Annotated in this window: 21 protein-coding genes; 19 read left to right on the top strand and 2 right to left on the bottom strand. The window is 60.5% G+C overall.

The features are described 5' to 3' along the window. Window positions 1-21: 21 nt before the first annotated feature. The 6 genes from GR198_RS11435 (at window position 22) to GR198_RS11410 (ending at window position 6,447) form a co-directional block, all read left to right on the top strand. On the top strand, window positions 22-1,278 hold the full coding sequence (locus GR198_RS11435) for an ABC transporter substrate-binding protein (protein ID WP_032986819.1): 1,257 nt from the start codon (window positions 22-24) through the stop codon (window positions 1,276-1,278). After that, the gene (locus GR198_RS11430; RefSeq protein ID WP_164068951.1) at window positions 1,275-2,192 is read left to right on the top strand and encodes a carbohydrate ABC transporter permease; all 918 of its coding nucleotides are present in this window, start codon (window positions 1,275-1,277) and stop codon (window positions 2,190-2,192) included. Before GR198_RS11435 ends, GR198_RS11430 begins: the two co-directional genes overlap by 4 nt. Window positions 2,193-2,215: 23 nt before the next feature. Next, on the top strand, window positions 2,216-3,049 hold the full coding sequence (locus GR198_RS11425) for a carbohydrate ABC transporter permease (RefSeq protein ID WP_204337101.1): 834 nt from the start codon (window positions 2,216-2,218) through the stop codon (window positions 3,047-3,049). An 11-nt stretch (window positions 3,050-3,060) separates the two neighbouring features. Continuing rightward, complete coding sequence (locus GR198_RS11420) at window positions 3,061-4,014, top strand: SIS domain-containing protein (protein ID WP_164023393.1); 954 nt, start codon at window positions 3,061-3,063, stop codon at window positions 4,012-4,014. Then, window positions 4,011-5,309 carry a D-tagatose-bisphosphate aldolase, class II, non-catalytic subunit gene (locus GR198_RS11415; RefSeq protein WP_164023392.1) on the top strand — a complete coding sequence of 433 codons (1,299 nt, stop codon included), beginning with the start codon at window positions 4,011-4,013 and terminating at the stop codon, window positions 5,307-5,309. The genes GR198_RS11420 and GR198_RS11415 overlap by 4 nt, the downstream gene beginning before the upstream one ends. Window positions 5,310-5,376: 67 nt before the next feature. Beyond that, window positions 5,377-6,447, top strand: a complete 1,071-nt coding sequence (locus GR198_RS11410) for an ABC transporter ATP-binding protein (protein ID WP_164023600.1) — start codon at window positions 5,377-5,379, stop codon at window positions 6,445-6,447. A 91-nt stretch (window positions 6,448-6,538) separates the two neighbouring features. Here GR198_RS11410 and GR198_RS11405 read toward each other — a convergent pair whose 3' ends face one another. Beyond that, the gene (locus GR198_RS11405; RefSeq protein WP_164068947.1) at window positions 6,539-7,219 is read right to left on the bottom strand and encodes a redoxin domain-containing protein; all 681 of its coding nucleotides are present in this window, start codon (window positions 7,217-7,219) and stop codon (window positions 6,539-6,541) included. 302 nt (window positions 7,220-7,521) lie between these two features. Between GR198_RS11405 and GR198_RS35370 the strand changes: the two genes are divergently transcribed. The 8 genes from GR198_RS35370 to GR198_RS11370 all read left to right on the top strand — a co-directional run bounded on the left by GR198_RS35370 (window position 7,522) and on the right by GR198_RS11370 (window position 14,421). Beyond that, window positions 7,522-7,689, top strand: a complete 168-nt coding sequence (locus GR198_RS35370) for a hypothetical protein (RefSeq protein WP_165422458.1) — start codon at window positions 7,522-7,524, stop codon at window positions 7,687-7,689. 24 nt (window positions 7,690-7,713) lie between these two features. After that, window positions 7,714-8,178, top strand: coding sequence for an NUDIX domain-containing protein (locus tag GR198_RS11400; RefSeq protein ID WP_011649022.1), 465 nt, complete (start codon window positions 7,714-7,716; stop codon window positions 8,176-8,178). Window positions 8,179-8,351: 173 nt separating this feature from the next. Then, complete coding sequence (locus tag GR198_RS36235; RefSeq protein WP_029871626.1) at window positions 8,352-8,633, top strand: hypothetical protein; 282 nt, start codon at window positions 8,352-8,354, stop codon at window positions 8,631-8,633. Window positions 8,634-8,972: 339 nt separating this feature from the next. After that, window positions 8,973-9,839: a DMT family transporter gene (locus tag GR198_RS11390; protein ID WP_164068944.1), complete on the top strand. Its 867-nt coding sequence runs from the start codon at window positions 8,973-8,975 to the stop codon at window positions 9,837-9,839. Between the two features lie 166 nt (window positions 9,840-10,005). Next, complete coding sequence (locus GR198_RS11385) at window positions 10,006-10,920, top strand: ABC transporter permease (RefSeq protein WP_164023389.1); 915 nt, start codon at window positions 10,006-10,008, stop codon at window positions 10,918-10,920. Window positions 10,921-10,923: 3 nt separating this feature from the next. Next, entirely contained in the window at window positions 10,924-11,850 is a 927-nt protein-coding gene (locus GR198_RS11380) for an ABC transporter permease (protein ID WP_204337066.1), read from the top strand. Beyond that, on the top strand, window positions 11,843-13,477 hold the full coding sequence (locus GR198_RS11375) for an ABC transporter ATP-binding protein (RefSeq protein WP_164068943.1): 1,635 nt from the start codon (window positions 11,843-11,845) through the stop codon (window positions 13,475-13,477). Before GR198_RS11380 ends, GR198_RS11375 begins: the two co-directional genes overlap by 8 nt. Beyond that, complete coding sequence (locus GR198_RS11370; protein ID WP_164068941.1) at window positions 13,474-14,421, top strand: 2-hydroxyacid dehydrogenase; 948 nt, start codon at window positions 13,474-13,476, stop codon at window positions 14,419-14,421. The genes GR198_RS11375 and GR198_RS11370 overlap by 4 nt, the downstream gene beginning before the upstream one ends. A gap of 26 nt (window positions 14,422-14,447) precedes the next feature. Here the strand turns inward: GR198_RS11370 and GR198_RS11365 are convergent, their stop codons facing one another. Continuing rightward, the gene (locus GR198_RS11365; protein WP_164068940.1) at window positions 14,448-15,167 is read right to left on the bottom strand and encodes a GntR family transcriptional regulator; all 720 of its coding nucleotides are present in this window, start codon (window positions 15,165-15,167) and stop codon (window positions 14,448-14,450) included. A gap of 144 nt (window positions 15,168-15,311) precedes the next feature. Between GR198_RS11365 and araD the strand changes: the two genes are divergently transcribed. From araD to GR198_RS11340, 5 genes are all read left to right on the top strand, one after another. Next, complete coding sequence (araD, locus tag GR198_RS11360; protein ID WP_164068938.1) at window positions 15,312-17,048, top strand: L-arabinonate dehydratase; 1,737 nt, start codon at window positions 15,312-15,314, stop codon at window positions 17,046-17,048. Window positions 17,049-17,057: 9 nt separating this feature from the next. Continuing rightward, a complete protein-coding gene (locus GR198_RS11355; protein ID WP_003550772.1) occupies window positions 17,058-18,248 on the top strand; it encodes an L-talarate/galactarate dehydratase in 1,191 nt (396 codons plus the stop codon). A gap of 22 nt (window positions 18,249-18,270) precedes the next feature. After that, window positions 18,271-18,981, top strand: a complete 711-nt coding sequence (locus GR198_RS11350) for a ribonuclease activity regulator RraA (protein ID WP_017996184.1) — start codon at window positions 18,271-18,273, stop codon at window positions 18,979-18,981. A 67-nt stretch (window positions 18,982-19,048) separates the two neighbouring features. Further along, complete coding sequence (locus tag GR198_RS11345; RefSeq protein ID WP_164068936.1) at window positions 19,049-20,566, top strand: aldehyde dehydrogenase (NADP(+)); 1,518 nt, start codon at window positions 19,049-19,051, stop codon at window positions 20,564-20,566. Window positions 20,567-20,583: 17 nt separating this feature from the next. After that, window positions 20,584-21,489: a 5-dehydro-4-deoxyglucarate dehydratase gene (locus tag GR198_RS11340; RefSeq protein WP_164068934.1), complete on the top strand. Its 906-nt coding sequence runs from the start codon at window positions 20,584-20,586 to the stop codon at window positions 21,487-21,489. Window positions 21,490-21,541 lie beyond the last annotated feature (52 nt).

Below are 21,541 nucleotides of genomic sequence, written 5' to 3'. Positions count from 1 at the left end.
AGAATAATGAAGGATGGGAACATGCATAAATTGATCTTGCCTCTACTTGCATCGGCGGCCTTGGCAATCGCCGCACCCGCTCTTGGCCAGGACGCCAAGCCGCTTGCCGGTCAGTCGATCACGGTGCTCATGCCATCGCCGCAGGGACCGAACATCGCCTCTGACTTCGAGGCCGAAACCGGCATTCACGTCGACTTGCAGACCCTGTCGTGGGACGACATCCGCCCGAAGCTGGTGACAGCCTTGGTTGCCGGTACGGCGCCAGCGGATGTGACCGAATTCGATTGGTCCTGGACCGGTCAGTTCAGCGCGGCCGGTTGGTATATGCCGCTCAACGACGTGATCGACGCCGATACGCTGAAAGATATCGGCGTTGCCAAGATCTTCACGGTTGACGGCAAATTATTGGGAATTCCCTACACCAACGACTTCCGGGTGATGCTCGTCAACAAGAAGCATTTCGCGGATGCAGGCATCACCGAGATGCCGAAAACATTGGACGCCCTGGTCGCTGCAGCCAAGAAGATCAAGGAAAAAGGCATTGTCGAGTATCCGATCGGCCTGCCGGTTTCAGCAACAGAAGGCGCGTCAACGAGCTGGTACCTGCTGACTAAGGCCTTCGGTGGCGAACTCTTCGACAAGGACTTCAATCCGCTCTTCACCTCGCCGGATTCGGCTGGTTACAAGGCGCTTGCTTTCGAGTTGATGCTCCTCAAGGAAGGGCTGGTCGATCCTGCGTCTACCGGTCTGAAGGATAGCCAGATCAATGAGAGCATGTTCGCGCAGGGCATCGCCAGCATCATGATCTCCGGTGAGCCTGGTCGTCTTGGCCAGATGAACGATCCCAAGCAGTCGAAAGTCGCCGGCCAAGTAGAGGCGATCCTCGTGCCGACTGCAAGCGGTGAAACGCGCAGCTTCGGCCTTCCGGAAGCGCTGGCTATTCCCAACGTCTCTCCCAACAAGGAGGCGGCGATCGCTTTCGTCAAATGGTTCACCAGCAAGGACTTCCAGAAGAAGAATGCCGTGAACGGCTTCCTTCCGACCCGCACGTCGGCGCTTTCCGAACTCAACGAGTCCGGAAAGCTGAACAGCGGTGACGCTCTCGTGGCGCAGTCCAAAACCGTTGAGCCGCTGTTCCCGCAAGGCACGCCGCCTTGGTATCCGCAATTTTCCAGCGGCGTAAACACAGCGATCAATAGCGCTGCCAAGGGACAGATGAGCGTCGACCAGGCGATGGAGGCCATCGCTTCCGCCGCCAAGCAGGCGATGGCGCAATGACAGCTTTGGCGTCCGAAGGGGCCACGAGCAAGCGTGGGGTCGGCTTCAACGCCGACGCCACGCTCGGCTTGCTGTTGGTGTCGCCCATCGTTATCACGATGGCAGCTTTGGTCTTCTACCCGATGGGAAGAACCGTCTGGGACAGCCTGCACAGGGTCAACCCCATGCAGGCCGGCACGCCATTCATCGGCCTGGAAAACTACAGCCGAATGCTGTCGGATGGCCAGCTCGCGACGACCTGGAGCAACACGCTCACATACGTTGTTCTGGCCGTCGTCGCCGAAACCGTGTTCGGCGTTCTTGCCGCCGCTCTCATCAATCAGATCAAGGTCGGGCGGCGGTGGGTGCTCGCAGCAGTGATCTTGCCCTGGGCGCTGCCCGGCGTTGTGAATTCGGTCATTTGGCTTTGGATTTATCAACCTGGCGCGGGTCTGTTGAACGGCATTCTTTCGGCGCTCGGGCTCCCTTTCGAAAATCACGTCTGGTTCAACGATCGCACCAGCGCCATCGTCGCCGTAACAATCGTCCACGTCTGGCGCATGATGCCTTTGACGATCGTCATCGTCCTTGCCGCGATGCAGAGCATCCCTGCTCATCTCTATGAGGCTGCGCGGATCGATGGAGCCACGCGCATTCAGATGTTCGGATGGGTAACCCTGCCGCTGGTTCGCAGTGCGATCGCTGTCGCCATGACCAACGCAACCGTGAACGCTTTCAATCTCTTCGACGAGGCCTGGGTTCTGGCGGGTGCCAGCCTCGAGACCCGACCAGTGCTCGTCCAGATCTACCTCGAAACCTTCCAGAATCTCCGCTTCTCGTATGGCATGGCGCTATCGGTGGTGATCACTCTCGTGTCTCTGCTGATTTCGCTGGTCTACGTCCTTCGTGTCTATCGCAACACACGGTTCGACTGATGAGATCCACTATTGCCTATCGAATGATGATTTGGACCGGTGTCGTCATCCTGTTGATCTGGTCTCTGGGGCCGATCTACTGGACCATCGCGAGTTCGGTTACGCCCAGCGAAGACTTTTCGACCCGACCGATCAACTTCTTTCCGCAGCACTTTACGCTCGATCACTACTCCCGGCTGCTCGGCATCAATATCGCCCGGATCGGGGGTGTGGAGGTGTTCAAACAGTTCCGTGCCGCATTGCTCAATAGCGTGGTGACATCGATCGCCGCTACGCTGCTTTGCGTCGCGATATCCTCACTTGGGGCTTACGCGTTCACCAGGCTGCAGTTTCCCGGCCGCAAAGCGCTTTTTGTCGCTGTCGTCGCGACCCTGGCCATTCCTGCCTACGCCGTCTTGATCCCGCTCTATCAGATCATGATCAAGCTGCATCTCGTCGATACCTATCTGGGCGTCTCGCTGATCTATGTCTCGGCCTTCCTGCCCCTGTCGCTCTGGCTGCTGCGGAGCGTGTTCGAAGCTCTTCCGATCGCACTGGAGGAAGCGGCGCAACTCGACGGAGCGGGTCGGCTCTACATCTTCTTCAATATCGTCCTGCCGCTGGCCGGACCGGGTCTGACGGCAGCGGCGATCCTCACCTTCCTTGGTGCCTGGGGACAGTATCTCGTGCCGCTCATTTTTTCGCCGCAGGCAACGAAGCCGCTAACGGTTCTGATCCCGGAATTCGTCACGAAGAACTTCATCGACTACGGGCTCATCACCGCGAGCGGCTCGATCGCCATCGTCATCCCCGCCCTCGTCGTCATCTTCCTCAACCGTTACCTCGTCAGCGGCCTGTTGGCTGGTTCAGTCAAATAATCGGAGACTTCATGAACACGACCGAAAAAGTCATTTTCGAGCAATTTCCCTATTGGGAGAAGGCGATCGGCTCGAATTTAGCTGTCGATAGGGCGGAGCTGCTCGTCTTCGTCGGCTGCGGCACATCCTTCAATCTTGCACTCTCGCTGGCAGCCTATGCCAATATGGCCGGACGCAAGGCAATCGCGGTCCCTGGTGCCGAATGGCAAAACCGGCCGTCGGCCTTCTGGCCCGAGTGGCGCAACACACACGTCGTTGCGCTTTCCCGGAGCGGCGAGACGACAGAAACAGTCGCCGCAGCAAAGGCAAGCCGGGCCGCCGGCGCCTTCGTGACGGCGATAACCGTTGAACCGGAAAGCTCTCTGGCGAAAAATTGCGATCGGATGGTCGCGGCCGAAACCCATCCGGATGAAGGTATCGTCATGACGGTCTCGGCGAGCCTCATGGTCCTTCTCGGTTTGCAGATGATCGGGCAGAAGGTTCCTGCCTCTGTCGTGAATTCGGCCCGCCAGCTGGCGAGCGCTCTCGATGCGGCGCTTCCTGGAATTATCGCAGACCGGTCGCACTTCGTCTTTCTCGGTGGCGGGCCGCTCTTCGGCGTCGCCCTGGAAGGAGCGCTCAAGCTCATGGAAATGAGCCAGATCATGACCCAGGCCTTCCACCCGCTGGAATACCGGCATGGGCCGATCAGCCTCGTTGACGGGAAGACGGTTGCGGTCATGCTGTACAGCTCCGACCAGAGGGAGGCGGAGACGAAACTGGTGGGAGAACTGAGAGAAAAAGGCGCGGTCGTTATCGGTGTGGGTGGTCCAGGCGATCTGGAACTCGCCGTTGATGTCGATCTCTCGCTTGCGGGTCTCGTTGTCCTTCCGGCGTTGCAGGTCCTCGGCGAGCGGGCCGCGCAGGCTCGGCATATCGATACGGTCTCTCCCCGTCACCTGACGAAGGTTGTAACGCTCGCATGACGCCGATCAAAGAGAACCGGCAGACCGCGCTGCGAAAGCTTTTCGGTGCCCGAAACCTGCCTTTTCCCCATGGCGTCACTTCGGTCTGCTCGGCGCATCCGCTGGTCATTGAGGCAGCCCTTCGGCGTGCCGGGATGGAACACCGGGCGGTCCTCATCGAAGCCACCTGCAATCAGGTCAATCAGGAGGGCGGCTATACCGCGATGACGCCGGCGGACTTTCGCCGGTTCATCGAGGACATCGCCGCAGCGACTGATTTTCCAGCCGAACGCATCATCCTCGGAGGCGATCACCTCGGTCCCAACCCATGGAGAAAATTGGCGGCCGAGGAGGCAATGCTGCGCGCCGCGGCTATGGTGACGGCCTATGTCGAGGCAGGGTTTGAAAAGATTCACCTGGACACGTCGATGGGCTGTGCCGGTGAACCAACGGCGCTCGATGACGAATTGACCGCGGCGCGGGCCGCTCGATTGGCAAAGGCCGCTGAGGAGGCCGCTCTTCGTTCAGACCACCGTCCGCCGGTCTATATCATCGGAACCGAGGTGCCGCCTCCAGGTGGTGCAACGCACGCACTCGAAGAAATCGAAATTACCCGGGCCGATGCGGCGATGAAAACGCTGGCGGTTCACCGGGCGTCGTTTGCCGAAGCAGGTTTGGCATCGGCAATGGAGCGGGTCATTGGGATCGTGGTTCAGCCGGGCGTGGAATTTGGAAACACGGACGTGGCGCTCTACAAGCCTGAACGGGCCAAGAGCCTCATTCGTTCGCTGGACGACATGCCGGGCTTGGTTTTCGAAGCACATTCCACCGACTACCAACCGGCCGAAGCCTTGTCTGCTCTCGTTGAGGGCGGCTTTGCAATCCTCAAGGTCGGACCAGGGCTGACTTTCGCGCTGCGCGAAGCGCTTTACGGTCTCGATGCGATCGCTGACGTGCTTGCCGGGAAGACGCCACGATCCGGACTGGTGACGACCATGGAAAAAATCATGGTCGAACAACCGGCAAGCTGGGCGGGCCACTATGGCGGCAGCCCCGATGAGGAGCGACTGCAACGACATTTCAGCTATAGTGATCGAATTCGCTATTACTGGCCGGATCCTCGCGCATCCGCCGCCGTCGGCGAATTGTTCAGCCGGCTCCCCGATGAAATTCCCGAAACTCTGATCAGCCAATATCTCGGCCGGCTATATTCCGACGTGGTGTCAAAGCGGGTCGCTCCGAAGGCCCGCGAACTCTGCCTTGCTGCGGTCGACGCGGCACTGGCGCCTTATTCCGCCGCCACGGCAATCCGATGAGCAATCGACAGCCGTGTCAGACGAGCGGCTGCGTCCCGAAGATACCAACATTCAGCCGGAGAAAGTTATGGCGTCAGTAAGTGTGGCGAATGCCCGCAAGAGCTACGGTCACTTCGAAGTTCTGCATGGGGTGGATATCGATATCCAAGACGGCGAATTCGTGATCCTGGTCGGTCCGTCCGGGTGCGGGAAGTCGACATTGTTGCGGATGATCGCCGGCCTCGAAGAGATTTCGGCTGGTCGGATTTCGATCGGCAGCAAGGTCGTGAACAATGTCGCGCCAAAAGAACGCGATATTGCGATGGTTTTCCAGTCCTATGCGCTCTACCCCCATCTGACAGTCGAGGCGAATATGGGTTTTTCGCTGAAGCTGGCGAAAGCACCCAAGGAACAGACCAGGCAACGTGTTCGAGAGGCCGCTGAAATTCTGGGACTCGCGCATCTGCTCGACAGATATCCGAAAAACCTGTCGGGCGGCCAACGCCAACGTGTGGCGATGGGCCGTGCCATCGTCAGAAATCCGCAGGTCTTCCTGTTTGACGAACCATTGTCGAACCTGGACGCGAAGCTGCGTGTCCAGATGCGTTCGGAAATCAAGCAACTGCACCAGCGACTGAAGACAACGACCATTTACGTCACCCACGATCAGATCGAGGCGATGACGATGGCCGATCGGATTGTTGTGATGCGGGACGGCTTCGTCGAGCAGATAGGCTCGCCGCTCGATCTCTACGACCGGCCGGCAAACCTTTTCGTGGCGGGCTTCATCGGTTCGCCGGCGATGAACCTCATTCGAGGCCAAGTCAGCACTTCGGGGCCGCTGGAGTTGATCGCGGACGGCGGAGGTAGGCTGCCGCTGCCCGAAGCAGCGCCATTGGAACGCGGCGCACAGCTTATCTACGGCATTCGCCCTGAGCATCTCACAATCGGACAAGGTCCCGTTGCCGCTGAGGTCGTTCTCGTCGAGCCCACCGGTGCGGAGATCCAGGTCACCACGAAGTTTGGTGCGGATCACCTCGTTGCGACGGTAAGAGAGCGCCTTAATCTGCGCGCCGGCGACCAGATCGTCATTGCCCCGGATCTCAGTAAACTGCATCTGTTCGACGCAAAAACCGAGCAACGGTTGAAGTCTGTCTAACGTGACTATTTTCTCGGGCTGGCGGAACGCGGAGGTCAAACTGATGACAGGTCGGAGAGTTCGCCAACGCTGGCCAATGGTTCGTTGAAAGTCAGCGTTCAAGGCTGCCGGCGGCGGCGATTATCTCCGCCGCAGTCGGGAAGATGCCAAGACTGTTAGGCCCGTCCAGCGCCTCGATTTGCGACCAGGCGATGGTGCCGTTCGCATTGACCAGGAAGTGCCCGACGAGCTGGGTAGCGTGGTTCGCGAAGATCGCATTATCGGCTTCGTCAAGCTCGAAGCCGTCCTTGGCGTTGAGTACCGTGTTGGCTTCCATCGGGTGCAGCGGTTCCGGCAGCTCGCCCGTGGGGTTGATGCGTGCCGCCTGGAACTGCGCCATCGTTGCACCATAGGGCCATTCGGGCTGCTCGCAGCTGCCTTCGGGCAGGAACTCGCCATGGGGCACACCGTAGGCTCGATGCGTGCGGCAGTCCGGGTCACACAGAAGCGTTATCGGCGTCGGCCGGTGGCGGAAATACAGGCGGGCACGTTCCACCGGCGTGTTGATGACGGCCACGGTCTCCACCCCGGCGGCGCGCAGGGTCGGGTGTACGCCGGCAAGCTGCTCTAACTGACGCCGGCAGAACGGGCAGTGCAACCCGCGAAAGAACCCGATCACGAACGGGCGACCGCTCAAGTCAGCGAAGGAGACGGTTCCGTCGAAGTTGGCCGTAGCGAGTGCAAAGGCGGGGGCACTTTCTCCTGGTTGCAGCGGGCGTTTCTGGTCTCCCATGGAATATTCCTTTGTCGTATCGCGCTAAAGCGCGTCGCGATCTTTCAGATTCGCTCTTCGCGCTTTAGGTCTTTGTTTTTTACGCATGTCGTTCTCGCAAAACCGCTGCACAATTTTGCGCAACATGCTTTAGTGGACGACCGAAATTGAACTATATCACCTGTCGCAAAAAGGCCCAGCGCTCGATGTTGAGAGCGCCGAATGTGGTTCGGCATGCCATTTGCCGCTCCGACCGGCGTCGAGAGCTTGCCGGTATCGATCGCCGCTCCTATCTTATTAGAATACACTGATGGAGCAATGAGATGGCGGAGCTTGTGGCCGACACTCTAATCGACAAGACGATCGAGATCATTCCACCGGAAGACACGAAAGAACAGCCAGACCGTGCTGCTTGCCTTTGCTGCAAGCGCCGGCGTCGGTGGATGGACGATGACGGCTGCGGCATCTGTGAGGAATGCCTGGCCTCGTGATCGACACAAGAAGGGTACAAGGCGATGGCAATCCGCAGCGCCGGACTTCTGATATACCGGCGCGTTTCCAGCGACATCGAAGTCCTTCTCGTCCATCCGGGCGGTCCTTTCTGGGCTAGGAAAGACGAGGCTGCGTGGTCGATCCCGAAGGGGCTGGTCGAGCCTGGAGAAGATGAGCTCGCGGCAGCAATAAGGGAGACTACCGAAGAGCTGGGTGTAGCAGTCGATGGCAGGTTCACACCGTTGGGCGAATACCGGCAACCTGGCGGAAAGATGGTTGTTGCGTGGTCGATCGAAGCCGATCCGGTACTGGACGTGAATACGATACAGAGTTCCGAGTTTGAAATGGAATGGCCACCACGGTCGGGCCAGGTAAAGAGCTTTCCGGAGGTCGATCGCGCGGGGTGGTTTTCACCGCCCGACGCAGCCATAAAACTGTTGAAAGGGCAGCGACCGATGCTTGCCGACCTCCTGACGCATCTTGAATGATCGGCCCGAAATTATTGATTGAGCCGTCTGATCTCGCTTCACTCATGCGTGAGGTGCGCGGCAGCCATGAGTTGCTTCTGAACACAGCTATCCTATCTGACAGTCACCGCCACGTCACTGAAATCGAGAAAACGGAGCTGCGATCCGCCTTGAGCACACGCGAGGAGACAATCATGAACGGCATTTCCAAAACCCTGAACGACATGACGCTCGTCGAACGCTCGAGCCTGCTCGACACCGTCGCCGACGCCTTGGAAGCAACGGCCGAGGAGGCGGAAGGGGAGGGCGACGTCCGCTTCGTCGCCAACTCCATCTGCGTCGCCAATACGATTCGCGGTCTATCCGGCGATCTGACGCCGCGCGATCTGCAGGCCGCCGAGTTGCTCCTCGAGCAGGGTATCATGCTCGTTCACCAGTTCTCGAACCGGGCGAAGACGAACGGAATGATCCACTAGAACAGGATGATTTTAGGCCGGCTCGGCCTAAAATCTGAATCCTGTTCTTATAGTTAGAGCATGATGTCGTCCGAAAACCGCTCACACTTTTCGGCATCATGCTCTCACTGTGGACGGCGGCTGATGGATTGAGATAAAGCCGTTAATCCGCGCCGGAGATAATGGATGCTGCCGGCCCCTGGTGAGAATGAGTGGTCTCCGTCGCGGCAAACCGTGGGAGTGGGAGATTAGCAGACACGCCAGGAAGGCTTTATTTCCAATGGATTGCCGGTTCAACGCGCAGCTGTATCGAATGGCCGATATAGCGGGGTTCACCTTGGTCTGGTCAGGAGAAGCGTGATGCAGCCTGGTCGCACAGGCCTTGCCGTCTGCTTGATGGTGGCTGCCTCCATTTTAAATAGTTTCGACGCAGTCATTGTGCGTTTGCTGGCCGGCGACGTGCATCCATTGATGATCGGCTTTTTCCGGTCGCTTTTCGGGCTTCTTGTCGTCACGCCCTGGATCGTGTCGCGGGTCGACCTGAAATCCTCTCCCTATCGTGTTCTGCATGTCGTGCGCGCGGGTCTGAAGCTTGCCTCACTGGTTGCTTTGTTCGTCGCCTTTGCGCACGCGCCACTCGCCGATGCCACGGCGATCAATTTCACCATGCCGATGTTTCTCGTTCTCGGTGCGTGGCTGGTGTTGAAGGAACATGTCGGCATCTCCAGCGTGGCCGGCATTGTCGCAGGTTTTATCGGCGTCATGATCATCATTCGCCCTGGAGCGTCCGGTTTCGACCACTGGCTGCTTTTTGCGCTGGCAGGAGCGGTCTTGACGGCAGCCAGCCAATTGATGCTGCGGCGGATGGCATTGAGGGATAGTGCCGACCGGCTGGTTGCATGGAATCTGATAGCGACGGTACCGCTAGGCCTGATCGTCATGCTGCCGGTCTGGTCGATGCCGACGTGGAGCCAACTCGGACTGCTTGCCCTCCAAGGGGCACTCGGCGCACTCAACATGACGCTGATCACGCGCGCCTTCGGTATGGCGACCGCAAGCGTTCTGGCACCGCTCGACTTTCTCCGATTGCCTGTCGTCGCCCTCATGGCCTTCTCATTTTTCGCGGAAGTTCCGGCCGTACAGACGTGGATCGGAGCCGCTGTGATCATCGGCGTGGCCATTATTGGAACCCGCGGCATGACATGGCGACGCAAGCCGCCGCGATAAACCCCGATCATTTTTGGGGTTCACAAAAATTCTAGATGCACTAATATTTCAGTTACAGAGACTGGTCGTCGAGCCGTGCCTGTTGCCGGAGGGGTATCACAGGTAGCACAGACGAAGACGAAACCGGACATCACGGCCCCTATGGGGGTCACTCGGGAGGAGTGGCATGAAGAGTTTCATCGGCAAACGCGCGATCGCCAGTGGCGTATCGCTCGTGGTGCTTATCGTCATCGTGTTCTTCCTGTCCCGGCTGACGGGCGATCCGACCGACCTCTATCTGCCGATCGATGCGAGCACGGAAATGCGCCAGCAATTCCGCGAGATGAACGGTTTCAACGATCCGTTGATCATCCAATTCGGCCGTTATGTCTCGGATCTTGCCCAAGGCAATTTCGGTCAGTCACTGCGACAGGCCCGTCCGGCCATGGATGTGGTGCTGGAGGCCTTCGTCTGGACCTTCTGGCTGGCTGCCATCACCATGGCGCTGGTCACGGTCGCCGCGATCGTCATCGGTTCGCTGGCGGCGTTTCGCGTCGGCGGCGTCTTCGACCGTCTTGCCACTTTTTTCTCGCTGATCGGCGCTGCGGCGCCGGATTTCTGGCTGGCCATCGTGGCGATCGTCATTTTCGCCGTTAAACTGCATGTCCTGCCGACATCGGGGACGGGAACTTTCTGGCACTGGGTCCTGCCGGTCAGCGTGCTGTTCATCCGGCCTTTCGGCCTGATCCTGCAGGTGGTCCGAGGCTCGATGATCAGTGTTCTGTCTTCCGCCTATGTGAAGACAGCCCGCGCCAAGGGGGTCCGCTCGAACTCAATCATCTTCATTCACGGACTGCGCAACGCCATGCTGCCGGTGATCACAGTCATCGGCGACCAGGCGGCCGCCATCTTGAACGGTGCCGTCGTCGTCGAGACGGTGTTTGGCTTTCCTGGAATCGGCAAGCTGATGATCGATTCCATTTTGCTTCGCGATTTCGCCGTCGTGCTGGCCGTCATCATGGTCTCGGCACTGGCGATCTTCATCATGAACCTGTTGATCGACATCGCTTATGCGCTGCTCGATCCGCGCATCCGGTATTGAGCGATGACGATGGCCGACACACAAATCCTCGCCGAGAAAAAACCAAGCGGCCCGATCGGGCGCTGGCTGACGATGCTGTGGGCGGACAAGCTCGCTTTCTTCGCGGCTCTGTTCCTCTTGATCGTTCTGCTCTGTGCGCTGTTTGGCCCGCTCCTGCTGGAAGCCATCGCCACCAAGCAGAACCTGCGGGGCCGCAACGCGCCGCCGTTCGATATCACCCGCGGAATGCTTTATGTTCTCGGCGCCGATGCGCTGGGCAGGCCGCTTCTTGCCCGCGTCATCGTGGCGGCGCAAAACACCATCCTGGTTGCCGCGGCAGCCGTACTGGCATCATCCGTCATCGGTACGACGCTCGGTCTGGTGGCAGGTTACAGCCGTTCCTCCGCGGCTCAATGGATCATGCGCCTCGGCGACGTCATCATGTCCTTTCCGTCGCTGCTTCTGGCGGTGATTGTGCTCTACATGCTCGAGCCCTCGGTCACCAATATCGTCCTCGTCCTGGCGATCACCCGCATTCCCATCTATCTGCGCACCACGCGCGCCGAAGTGCTGGAAGTGCGCGAGCGGATGTTCGTGCAGGCGGCGAAGGTCATGGGAGCATCGTATTGGCGCATTGTCTTCCATCACATCCTACCTGTGATCTTTCCCACATTGGTGACCATCGCGACGCTGGATTTCGCCTTCGTCATGCTGGCGGAATCCTCCCTGTCGTTCCTTGGGATCGGCATTCAGGCGCCGGAGATCACCTGGGGTCTCATGGTTGCGCAAGGACGACCCTATCTCACCAATGCCTGGTGGCTTTCCTTCTGGCCGGGCCTTGCAATCATTCTGACGACGCTGTCGCTGAACCTTCTGTCGAACTGGCTGCGCATCGCGCTCGATCCGACACAACGCTGGCGCCTTGAAATGAGGGGCAGGAAAAATGGCTGAACATCTTTTGGAAGTGCGTGACCTCTCGGTCGAGTTCCACACCGCCAGCGGGACCGTCAAGGCGGTGCAGGATGTCAGCTGGCATCTCGATCGCGGCGAGACGCTGGCGATCCTTGGGGAAAGCGGTTCGGGCAAGTCCGTGTCGGCCTCGGCTATCATGAACCTGATCGACATGCCGCCCGGCAAGATCACCAGCGGCACCATTCTCCTCAACGGGCGCGACATGCTGAAAATGACGCCCGAGGAGCGGCGCTCGATCAACGGCGCCAAGATCGCCATGATCTTTCAGGACCCGCTCGCCCACCTCAATCCGGTCTATCCGGTCGGCTGGCAAATCACCGAGATGATGACGACGCATGGCCAGTCGGCGGAGCGCGCCGGCGCGAGGGCGCTCGAATTGATCGGGCGCGTCGGCATAAGCGATCCGCAGGCGGCGATGCGAAAATATCCGTTCCAGTTCTCCGGCGGACAGCGGCAGCGCCTGATGATCGCCATGGCAATCGCCTGCAAGCCCGATATCCTGATCGCGGATGAACCCACCACCGCGCTTGATGTGACCGTGCAGGCGCAGGTGCTCGAACTTCTGCAGGAGCTGCAGCAGGAAACCGGCATGGGCCTGTTGCTGATCACCCACGATCTGGGCGTCGTTGCCGAGATCGCCGACCGGGTGGTGGTGATGAATTCCGGCTGCGTCGTCGAAACCGGCAATGCGGCCGAAGTCTATCGCAACCCGCAGAACGCCTATACGAAGAAGCTGATTGCCGCCGCGCCGGGGAAGGGTGCGATGGCGCAAGAGCGTGACCGGCAGGGCGAACCTCTGCTGCGCGCCATCGGCTTGAAAAAGAGTTTCGGCGCATTCCAGGCGCTGAAGGGCGTGGACTTCGTCATCATGCCCGGCGAAACCGTTGCCGTTGTCGGCGAGAGCGGTTCCGGCAAGTCAACCCTTGCCCGGGCGATCGTTCGCCTCGATGATCCTCAGGAGGGCCAGGTTCTCTACCGCGGCAACGATCTGCTTGCGATGACCCCGAGAGAAATATTCGGACTGCGTCGCGATTTGCAGATGGTTTTTCAGGACCCGACGCAGTCCCTCAACCCGCGGATGAGCGTGTTCCGGTTGATTTCCGAGGCCTGGGTCATTCACCCGGATATCCTGCCGAAAGCGAAATGGAAGGAGAGAGTGGCCGAGTTGCTGGTCAAGGTCGGCCTGAAACCGGATATGGCCGATAGATATCCACATCAGTTTTCCGGCGGCCAGCGCCAGCGCATCGCGATTGCCCGGGCGCTGGCGATGGAGCCGAAACTGATCATCTGCGACGAGGCGGTTTCGGCGCTCGACGTGTCGATCCAGGCACAGGTGATTGCCCTGCTTGAGGGCCTGCGTCGCGAATTCGGCCTGTCTTACCTCTTCATTGCGCACGACCTACCGGTGGTTCGCGATTTCGCCGATCGTGTCATCGTCATGAAGGCCGGCGAGATTGTCGAGGAGGGTCCGGTGGAGCAGATCTTCAACGCGCCCTCCCACCCCTACACGCAGGCGCTTCTTGCCGCGAGCCTCGATCCCGATCCGGAGATCCAGGCCACCCGACGCGCCGCCCGCCAACGACAGGAAGGACTCGTTTCCGCATGAAGCCCGATGTCATCGTCGCCTATCCGCTCCGGCCCCATCAGATGGCAATGCTGGAGGAGACCTACACGCTGCACCGGCTCGATCTTGTCAAAGGCGAAGAGCGGGATGCTCTCTTGCGGGAAGCCGGCCCGATCTCTTCCGCGCTGGTCTGCAACGGCCATGTGACGATCGACGAAGCCCTGCTTTCGAAATTGCCGGCATTAAAGCTCGCCGCCTGTTCCTCGGCTGGCTACGACCAGATGGACGTCGAGGCGATGACACGGCGCGGCATCAAGCTCACCAACACATCCGAGGTGCTGTGCGACGACGTTGCGGACATGGCACTGCTTCTGATGCTGGCGGCACGCCGGCGCCTGCCGGAAGGCGATCGCTATGTGCGCTCCGGCGATTGGGGGCAGAAGGGCATGATGCCGCTGACGACATCGACATCGGGCAAGAAGGCCGGGATCGTCGGCCTCGGCCGCATAGGGATGGCCATTGCCAAGCGATGCGAAGCTGTGGGCCTGACGATCGGCTATTATGGGAGGACGAAGAAAGCCGGCAACGATTTTGCCTATTTCGACGCACCGGCAAAACTGGCGGACTGGGCCGATATCCTGATCGTCGCGACCCCTGGCGGGCCCTCGACCGAAGGGTTGATTTCGGCGAACGTACTAAATGCGCTCGGACCGACGGGCAGCTTCATCAACATTGCCCGCGGCACCGTGGTCGACGAGCCGGCCTTGATCAAGGCCTTGCAGGAAAGGCGGATCGCCTCGGCCGGCATCGATGTCTACCTCAACGAACCCAATCCCGATCCGCGCTTCGCCGCGCTCGACAACGTTGTGCTCTATCCCCACCATGCCAGCGGTACCGAGGAAACGCGCGACAGGATGGCGCAATTGACGGTCGACAATCTTGCCGCCTTCTTCGCAGGCAGGCCGTTGCTGACGCCGGTCAATTGATCCGGCAAAACCCGCGGCGCGGCAGATCAGACGAAGTAGTCCGGGAACTCCTTCCGCAGGTCTTCCACTTTTGCGACGGTGCGGCTGAGATGCTCTCGGATCGCATCGACCGCACCCTGTTCGTCGCGCGCGGCAATCGCATCGATGATGGCGTGGTGCCCATCGAGAATGCTGACGATCTTGCCCTTCTCGGGCAGATGCAGGCGACGAATACGCTCGAGATGGCCGGAGCGCTCGCGTATCAATTGGTGGAGGCTGCTGCGCTTGGCGCCTGCGAACAATGTCTGGTGAAAGAGCTCGTCGAGCTCCTGGAAGATCGCAATCTGATCGGCGTCGTCGGCGACTGCCGACTGCATCTTGATGATCGACCGGGCGCGGGTGATGATGCTCGGATCCGGATCCGGATCGGTTGCGAGGCGGCGGCAAACTTCCGTTTCCAGTGCAACACGAAGGAAATGTGCCTCGTAAATCTGCAGGACGTCGATCCTGGTCACCACAGTGCGGGACTGCGGGTAAATGCGAACCAGGCCCTCCTGTTTGAGAAGCTGCAATGCGTCACGGATGGGAGTCTGGCTGACTTCATAAGTCTCTGTCAGCTCGGTGCGCGACAGCGTGGTGTCCGGCGGCAACTGAATGGTGATGATGCGCTTTCGCAGATCATCATAGACCCGCTGGACCGTACTGCCGGCAACGACCGGAAAGCCGGGCGCGGTCAGGCCGAATGTGGAGGCGAACTGGGAATTCATGTGAGGCGTCCTTTTCAGTCCCATTCATAGCTTTGCACGACCTAATGCACAAGAAGACAAACTTTCCATTGATATATATGTCAAACTAAAATATCAGTTGGTGCAAACGCTGAAATAAGCAAGCGAAAAGGTGGGGAGAAAGCCGTGACCGCGAGGAAAACCTACGAGCAATTGCGGTCCGCCCGATGGATGCTGCCGGATGATCAGCGCTCGTTCGGCCACCGGTCGAGGACCATGCAGATGGGTTACGCGCCGGAGGATTGGCAGGGAAAGCCGATCATTGCGGTGATCAACACCTGGTCCGATGCGCAGCCGTGCCACATGCATTTCCGTGAACGCGCCGAATGGGTGAAGCGGGGAATTCTTCAGTCGGGCGGGTTCCCCATGGAACTGCCCGCTCTTTCCCTTTCCGAAAACTTCGTCAAGCCGACGACGATGCTCTATCGCAATATGCTGGCGATGGAGACCGAGGAACTGTTGCGGAGCCATCCTGTCGATGGCGCCGTTCTGATGGGTGGCTGCGACAAGACGACACCAGGCCTTGTCATGGGCGCAGTCAGCATGGGCATTCCCTTCATTTATCTCCCTGCCGGCCCAATGCTGCGCGGCAACTATGCCGGCAAGACGCTGGGCTCCGGTACCGACGGCTTCAAATATTGGGACGAGCGCCGCGCCGGCACGATCACCCAGGAGGAGTGGCAGGGCATCGAAGGCGGAATCGCCCGCAGTTACGGCCATTGCATGACCATGGGCACGGCGTCGACGATGACGGCGATCGCAGAGGCTATGGGATTGACGCTGCCGGGCGCATCCTCGATCCCAGCAGCCGACGCCAACCACCAGCGCATGTCGGCGGCCTGCGGCCGCCGCATCGTCGATATGGTGTGGGAGGATCTGACGCCGGAGCAGATCATCACTCCCGCGGCCGTCGACAATGCGGTCACGGTCGCCATGGCGACCGGCTGCTCCACCAATGCGATCATTCACCTGATCGCCATGGCGCGGCGCGCCGGCGTCCCGCTGGAGCTCGATGATCTCGATCGCATTGGTCGCACGACGCCGGTTCTCGCCAACATCCGGCCTTCCGGTTCGACCTACCTGATGGAGGATTTCTTTTATGCGGGTGGCTTGCGTGCCCTGATGAAGCAGCTCGGCGACAAGCTGGATCCCACCGCGATCACCGTTATGGGAAAACCCTTGGTGGATGGTCTCGACCAGGTGAAGATCTACAATGACGACGTTATCCGGCCATTGTCGAACCCGGTCTATCATGAAGGTTCGCTGGCCGTGCTCAAGGGGAACCTGTGTCCCGACGGCGCGGTCATCAAACCGGCGGCCTGCGACCCAAAATTCCATCGCCATCGCGGCCCGGCGCTGGTCGCCGACAGCTATGCGGAGATGAAGAAGATCATCGATGATCCCGACTATCCGCTGACGCCGGACACGGTTCTCGTGCTCCGCAATGCCGGCCCCCAGGGTGGACCGGGCATGCCGGAATGGGGGATGATCCCGATGCCGAAGGCGCTGTTGAAGCTCGGCCTGCGCGACATGGTACGCATCTCGGACGCCCGCATGTCCGGAACCAGTTTCGGCGCCTGCGTGCTGCATGTCGCACCGGAATCTTATGTTGGCGGGCCTTTGGCGCTGCTGAGGACGGGGGACATGGTCGAGCTTGATATTCCGGCACGCAGCCTCAATATGCTGGTTGCCGAAGAAGAGATCACAGCGCGGCGGGCCGCCTGGGTGGCGCCGACGCGGCATTATGAACGCGGTTACGGCTTTATGTTCTCCGGCCATATCGAGCAAGCCGACAAAGGCTGCGACTTTGATTTCCTGACAACGCAATTCGGTGGCAAGACGCCGGAACCGGCCATCAACTGAGGCACCACGATGTTTGATCCCAATCGTCGCACGATCCCCGCACAGCCGCCCAAGGCTGGCTTCGCTGCCGGTCCGTCCAAGCTGGACGCCATCCGATCGGTCACCCTGTCGCTCGCTTACCTGCCTTTGGCGCGGCCGATCAGCGATGCCAAGGTGTTGACCGGCCGGCAGAAGCCGCTGACCCAGGTGGCCTTTCTATTTTGCGAGATCGTCTCCGAGGCTGGCCATAGTGGGCTTGGTTTCAGTTACTCGAAGCGGGCAGGCGGACCTGCCCTTTATGCACACGCCTGCGAGCTTGCCGACAACCTGATCGGCGAAGATCCCAACGATACCGCGCGCATCTGGGACAAGCTCTGCTGGGCAGGGGCCTCGGTCGGCCGCTCCGGCATCGCAACGCAGGCAATCGCCGCCATCGACATCTGCCTCTGGGACCTCAAGGCGAAACGCGCCGGCCTGCCGCTCGCAAAACTGCTTGGCGCCCATCGCGACAGTGTCGCCTGCTACAACACCTCCGGCGGCTTCCTGTCATCGAGCGTCGAGGAAATCCGCGATGCCATCGACCACTCGATCGCCTCCGGTATCGGCGGCATCAAGATCAAGGTTGGACAGCCGGACCCGATGATCGACCTTCGCCGGCTTGATGCGGTGACCAGCCATATCGATGGCCGTGTCCCGTTGATGGTCGATGCAAACCAGCAATGGGACCGCACGACGGCCTTGCGTTTCGGCCGGCTGGTCGAACCGCTCAACCTCGAATGGATCGAAGAGCCGCTCGATGCCTACGACGCCGAGGGCCATGCGGCACTGGCACGCGAACTCGCCACGCCGATCGCCACCGGCGAAATGCTGGCAAGCGCCGACGAACACATGGCGCTGATCCGGGCCGATGCGGTCGACTTCATTCAGCCGGATGCGCCGCGTGTCGGCGGCATCACGCCCTTTCTGCGCATCTGCACACACGCCGAGGCGAAACGTATGCGCCTGGCCCCGCATTTCGCCATGGAAATCCATCTGCATCTGGCGGCCGCCTATGCGCATGAGCCGTGGGTAGAGCATTTCGATTGGCTGGCGCCACTGTTCAACGAACAACTCGATATCAAGGACGGCCGGATGATCGTGCCGGCCCGTCCGGGCCTGGGTTGCAGCCTGACGGGCAAGGCTCGTGACTGGACCGTGGAAACCTGCAGTTTCGGCGTCTGAATGAGAACGAGGAGAAGGATATATGAACCCCGCAACCCGTGACAAACTGATGGGCGTCTCCGTCGCGACGCTTTGTTCGGCACTGTTCAAGCGCGGTCTGAGAAACCAGACGATCCAGGATGTTCGGCCGGTGCAGCCGAAGGGCCGCAATATGGTCGGACCAGCCTTTACGCTGCGTTACATGCCGGCGCGCGAGGACCGTAACGCAATGAATGTCTTTCGGAACCCGAAACATCCGCAACGGCTTGCCATCGAGACGTGCCCGGAAGGCTCTGTTCTGGTGATGGACAGCCGCAAGGATCCGCGCGCAGCCTCTGCCGGCGACATCCTGATTACCCGCCTGATGATGCGCGGCGGCGGCGGCGTCGTCACCGATGGCGGCTTCCGGGACGCCATGACCATCGGCGGCCTTGATATCCCCGCCTATCACAATCGTCCCTCCAGCCCGACGAACCTGACGCTCCACGAGGCAATCGACATCAATGTGCCGATAGGCTGTGGCGATGTGGCGGTCTTCCCGGGCGACATCATGGTTGGCGACGACGACAGCGTGATCGTCATCCCGGCTGAGATCGCCGACGAGATCGCTGATGAAGCGGTGGAGATGACCGCTTACGAAGATTTCGTCACCGAGCGCGTCAAGCAAGGTCATACGATCATCGGCCTCTACCCGGCCACCGACGAAAGCAATCTGACGCTCTTTGCCGAATGGCGAAAGGCAAACGGCCGCTAAGGCGACCCAACCTTGGACAACACTTCACGCATCAGGACGGAGCGAGGCTCCGCCGAGGAGAAGAACAATGAGCTGGACCCCTTCAGGCAGGCATTTCATCGCCGGCGAGTGGATTGCCGGAACGACGACATTTCGGTCAGAGCCGGCGCATGGGCAGGCACATGACTTTGCTGTCGGCACAACGGAACTGGTCGACCGCGCCTGCCGCGCCGCCGAAGCTGCTTTTGCAGCGTTTTCGGCAACGACACGCGAGGAGCGCGGCATTTTCCTCGAGGCAATCGCCGAGGAGATCGACAAGCGCGGCGAGGCCGTCACCCTCATCGGAACGCAGGAAACCGGGCTTCCGGAGGGCCGGCTCAACGGCGAACGCGCTCGCACCACCGGCCAACTCAAACTGTTTGCCGACCATATCCGCAAGGGCGCGCATCTCGACGCTCGCGTCGACGCAGCCCAACCCGATCGGCAGCCGGCGCCGCGGCCCGAGATCCGTCTGGTGCAGCGGCCGATCGGCCCGGTCGCCGTCTTCGGCGCTTCGAATTTTCCGCTGGCATTCTCGACGGCCGGCGGCGATACGGCAGCCGCGCTTGCCGCGGGCTGCCCGGTCGTGGTGAAGGGACATTCAGCCCATCCCGGCACAGGTGAGATCATTGCCGAGGCGATTGCAGCCGCTATCGAGCGCACCGGAATGCCGGCCGGCGTCTTCAGCCTAATCCAAGGGGGGCGCCGTGATGTCGGAACGGCGCTGGTGACGCATCCGGCCATCAAAGCCGTTGGCTTTACCGGCTCGCTTGCCGGCGGAAGGGCGCTCTTTGACCTTTGCGCCCAACGCCCTGAGCCGATCCCCTTTTTCGGGGAACTTGGCAGCGTTAATCCGATGTTCCTGCTGCCGGCCGCTACCGCTGCCCGGGCAGAGGCGATCGGTTCAGGCTGGGCCGGTTCCCTGACGCTTGGTGCCGGCCAGTTCTGCACCAAACCCGGAATCGCCGTTGTCGTCGACGGGCCGGAGGCGGACAAGTTCACCAGTGCCGCCAAGGCGGCTCTTGAAAAGGTGGCGCCGCAGACGATGCTGACCAAAGGCATCGCCACGGCCTATCACGAAGGTGTCGAGCGCATGCGGACAAGCAATGCCGTCGCTCCGGTTCTGGCGGCACAGAGTGCTGACCGCGAAGCAACGCCGAACCTGTTCGAGACCAACGGCTCGGCCTGGCTTGCCGATCACTCGCTCAGCGAAGAAGTATTCGGTCCTCTCGGCCTCGTCGTGCGCGTCGGCTCGCCTGAAAAGTTGCTCACCCTTGCCGAAAGCTTTCAGGGACAGCTGACAGCGACGATCCATATGGACGACGCCGATCTGGGCCTTGCCCGCGACCTGCTGCCAATCCTCGAACGGAAGGCTGGCAGAGTGTTGGTCAACGGCTTTCCAACCGGCGTCGAGGTTGTCGATTCCATGGTGCATGGCGGACCCTACCCGGCCTCGACCAACTTCGGCGCAACCAGCGTCGGGACCATGTCGATCCGCAGGTTTCTGCGCCCCGTCGCCTACCAGAATTTCCCCGCCGACCTGTTGCCGCAAGACCTGCGCAACTGAAACCGAGGAGTGCCAACTTGATTGCCCCGACGGAACTTCGCGAGATCATTCGCAACGGCCTGCTGTCTTTTCCCGTCACTCCTTTCGATGCCGAGGACCGGTTTGCCCCCAAGCCGTTTTCAGCGCATCTGGAATGGCTGTCATCCTATCCCGTTGCCGGCCTGATCGTTGCCGGCGGCACCGGCGAGCTGTTCTCGCTGACGCCGGGCGAGGTGGTCGAGGTGGTAAAGGCCGCCCGCGCCGTATCCGGCGACGCGCCGGTTATTGCCGGATGCGGCTACGGCACGCGGATTGCCTGTGACATGGCTCGCGAGATCGAGGCGGCCGGTGGCGACGGCATTCTTCTGCTGCCGCATTACCTGACCGAGGCGCCGGCAGATGGCATTGCCGCGCGTGTACGGGCCGTTTGCAAGGCCACCAATATGGGCGTTATCGTTTATAATCGTGGCCAGGCGCGGGTTTCGGCCGAGCAGCTTGCTCAGCTTGCCGACGAATGCCCAAATCTGATCGGCTTCAAGGATGGAACCGGCGACATCGATACGGTGCGCCGTGTCACGATCGCGCTCGGGGACCGCCTTTGCTATATCGGCGGCATGCCGACGCACGAACTGTTTGCTCAAGCCTATCGCGGAGCCGGCATGCCGACCTATTCCTCGGCGGTCTTCAATTTCGTGCCTGAAACGGCACTGAAATTCCACAAGGCATTCCTCGCCGGTGACGACGCGGCCTGTGAGCAGATGCTGCGCGATTTCTACTATCCCTTTGCCCGTATTCGCGATCGCAAAGCCGGTTATGCGGTATCCGCGGTCAAGGCAGGCGTGCGATTGCGCGGCTTTGAGGCGGGACCAGTGCGGGCGCCGCTGACGGATCTCACCGACGAGGAAGTCGAGATGATGCGCGAACTGATTGCTTCGGCCCAGTAAAAATGAAGGGTTCCAGACACGGTTGAGGGCTCCGTGCTTCGGAGCGCCTGGG

It is taken from the genome of Rhizobium leguminosarum, assembly GCF_010668065.1.
Classification (GTDB): domain Bacteria; phylum Pseudomonadota; class Alphaproteobacteria; order Rhizobiales; family Rhizobiaceae; genus Rhizobium; species Rhizobium leguminosarum_S.
This window is presented reverse-complemented; position numbering and strand designations above follow the sequence as displayed.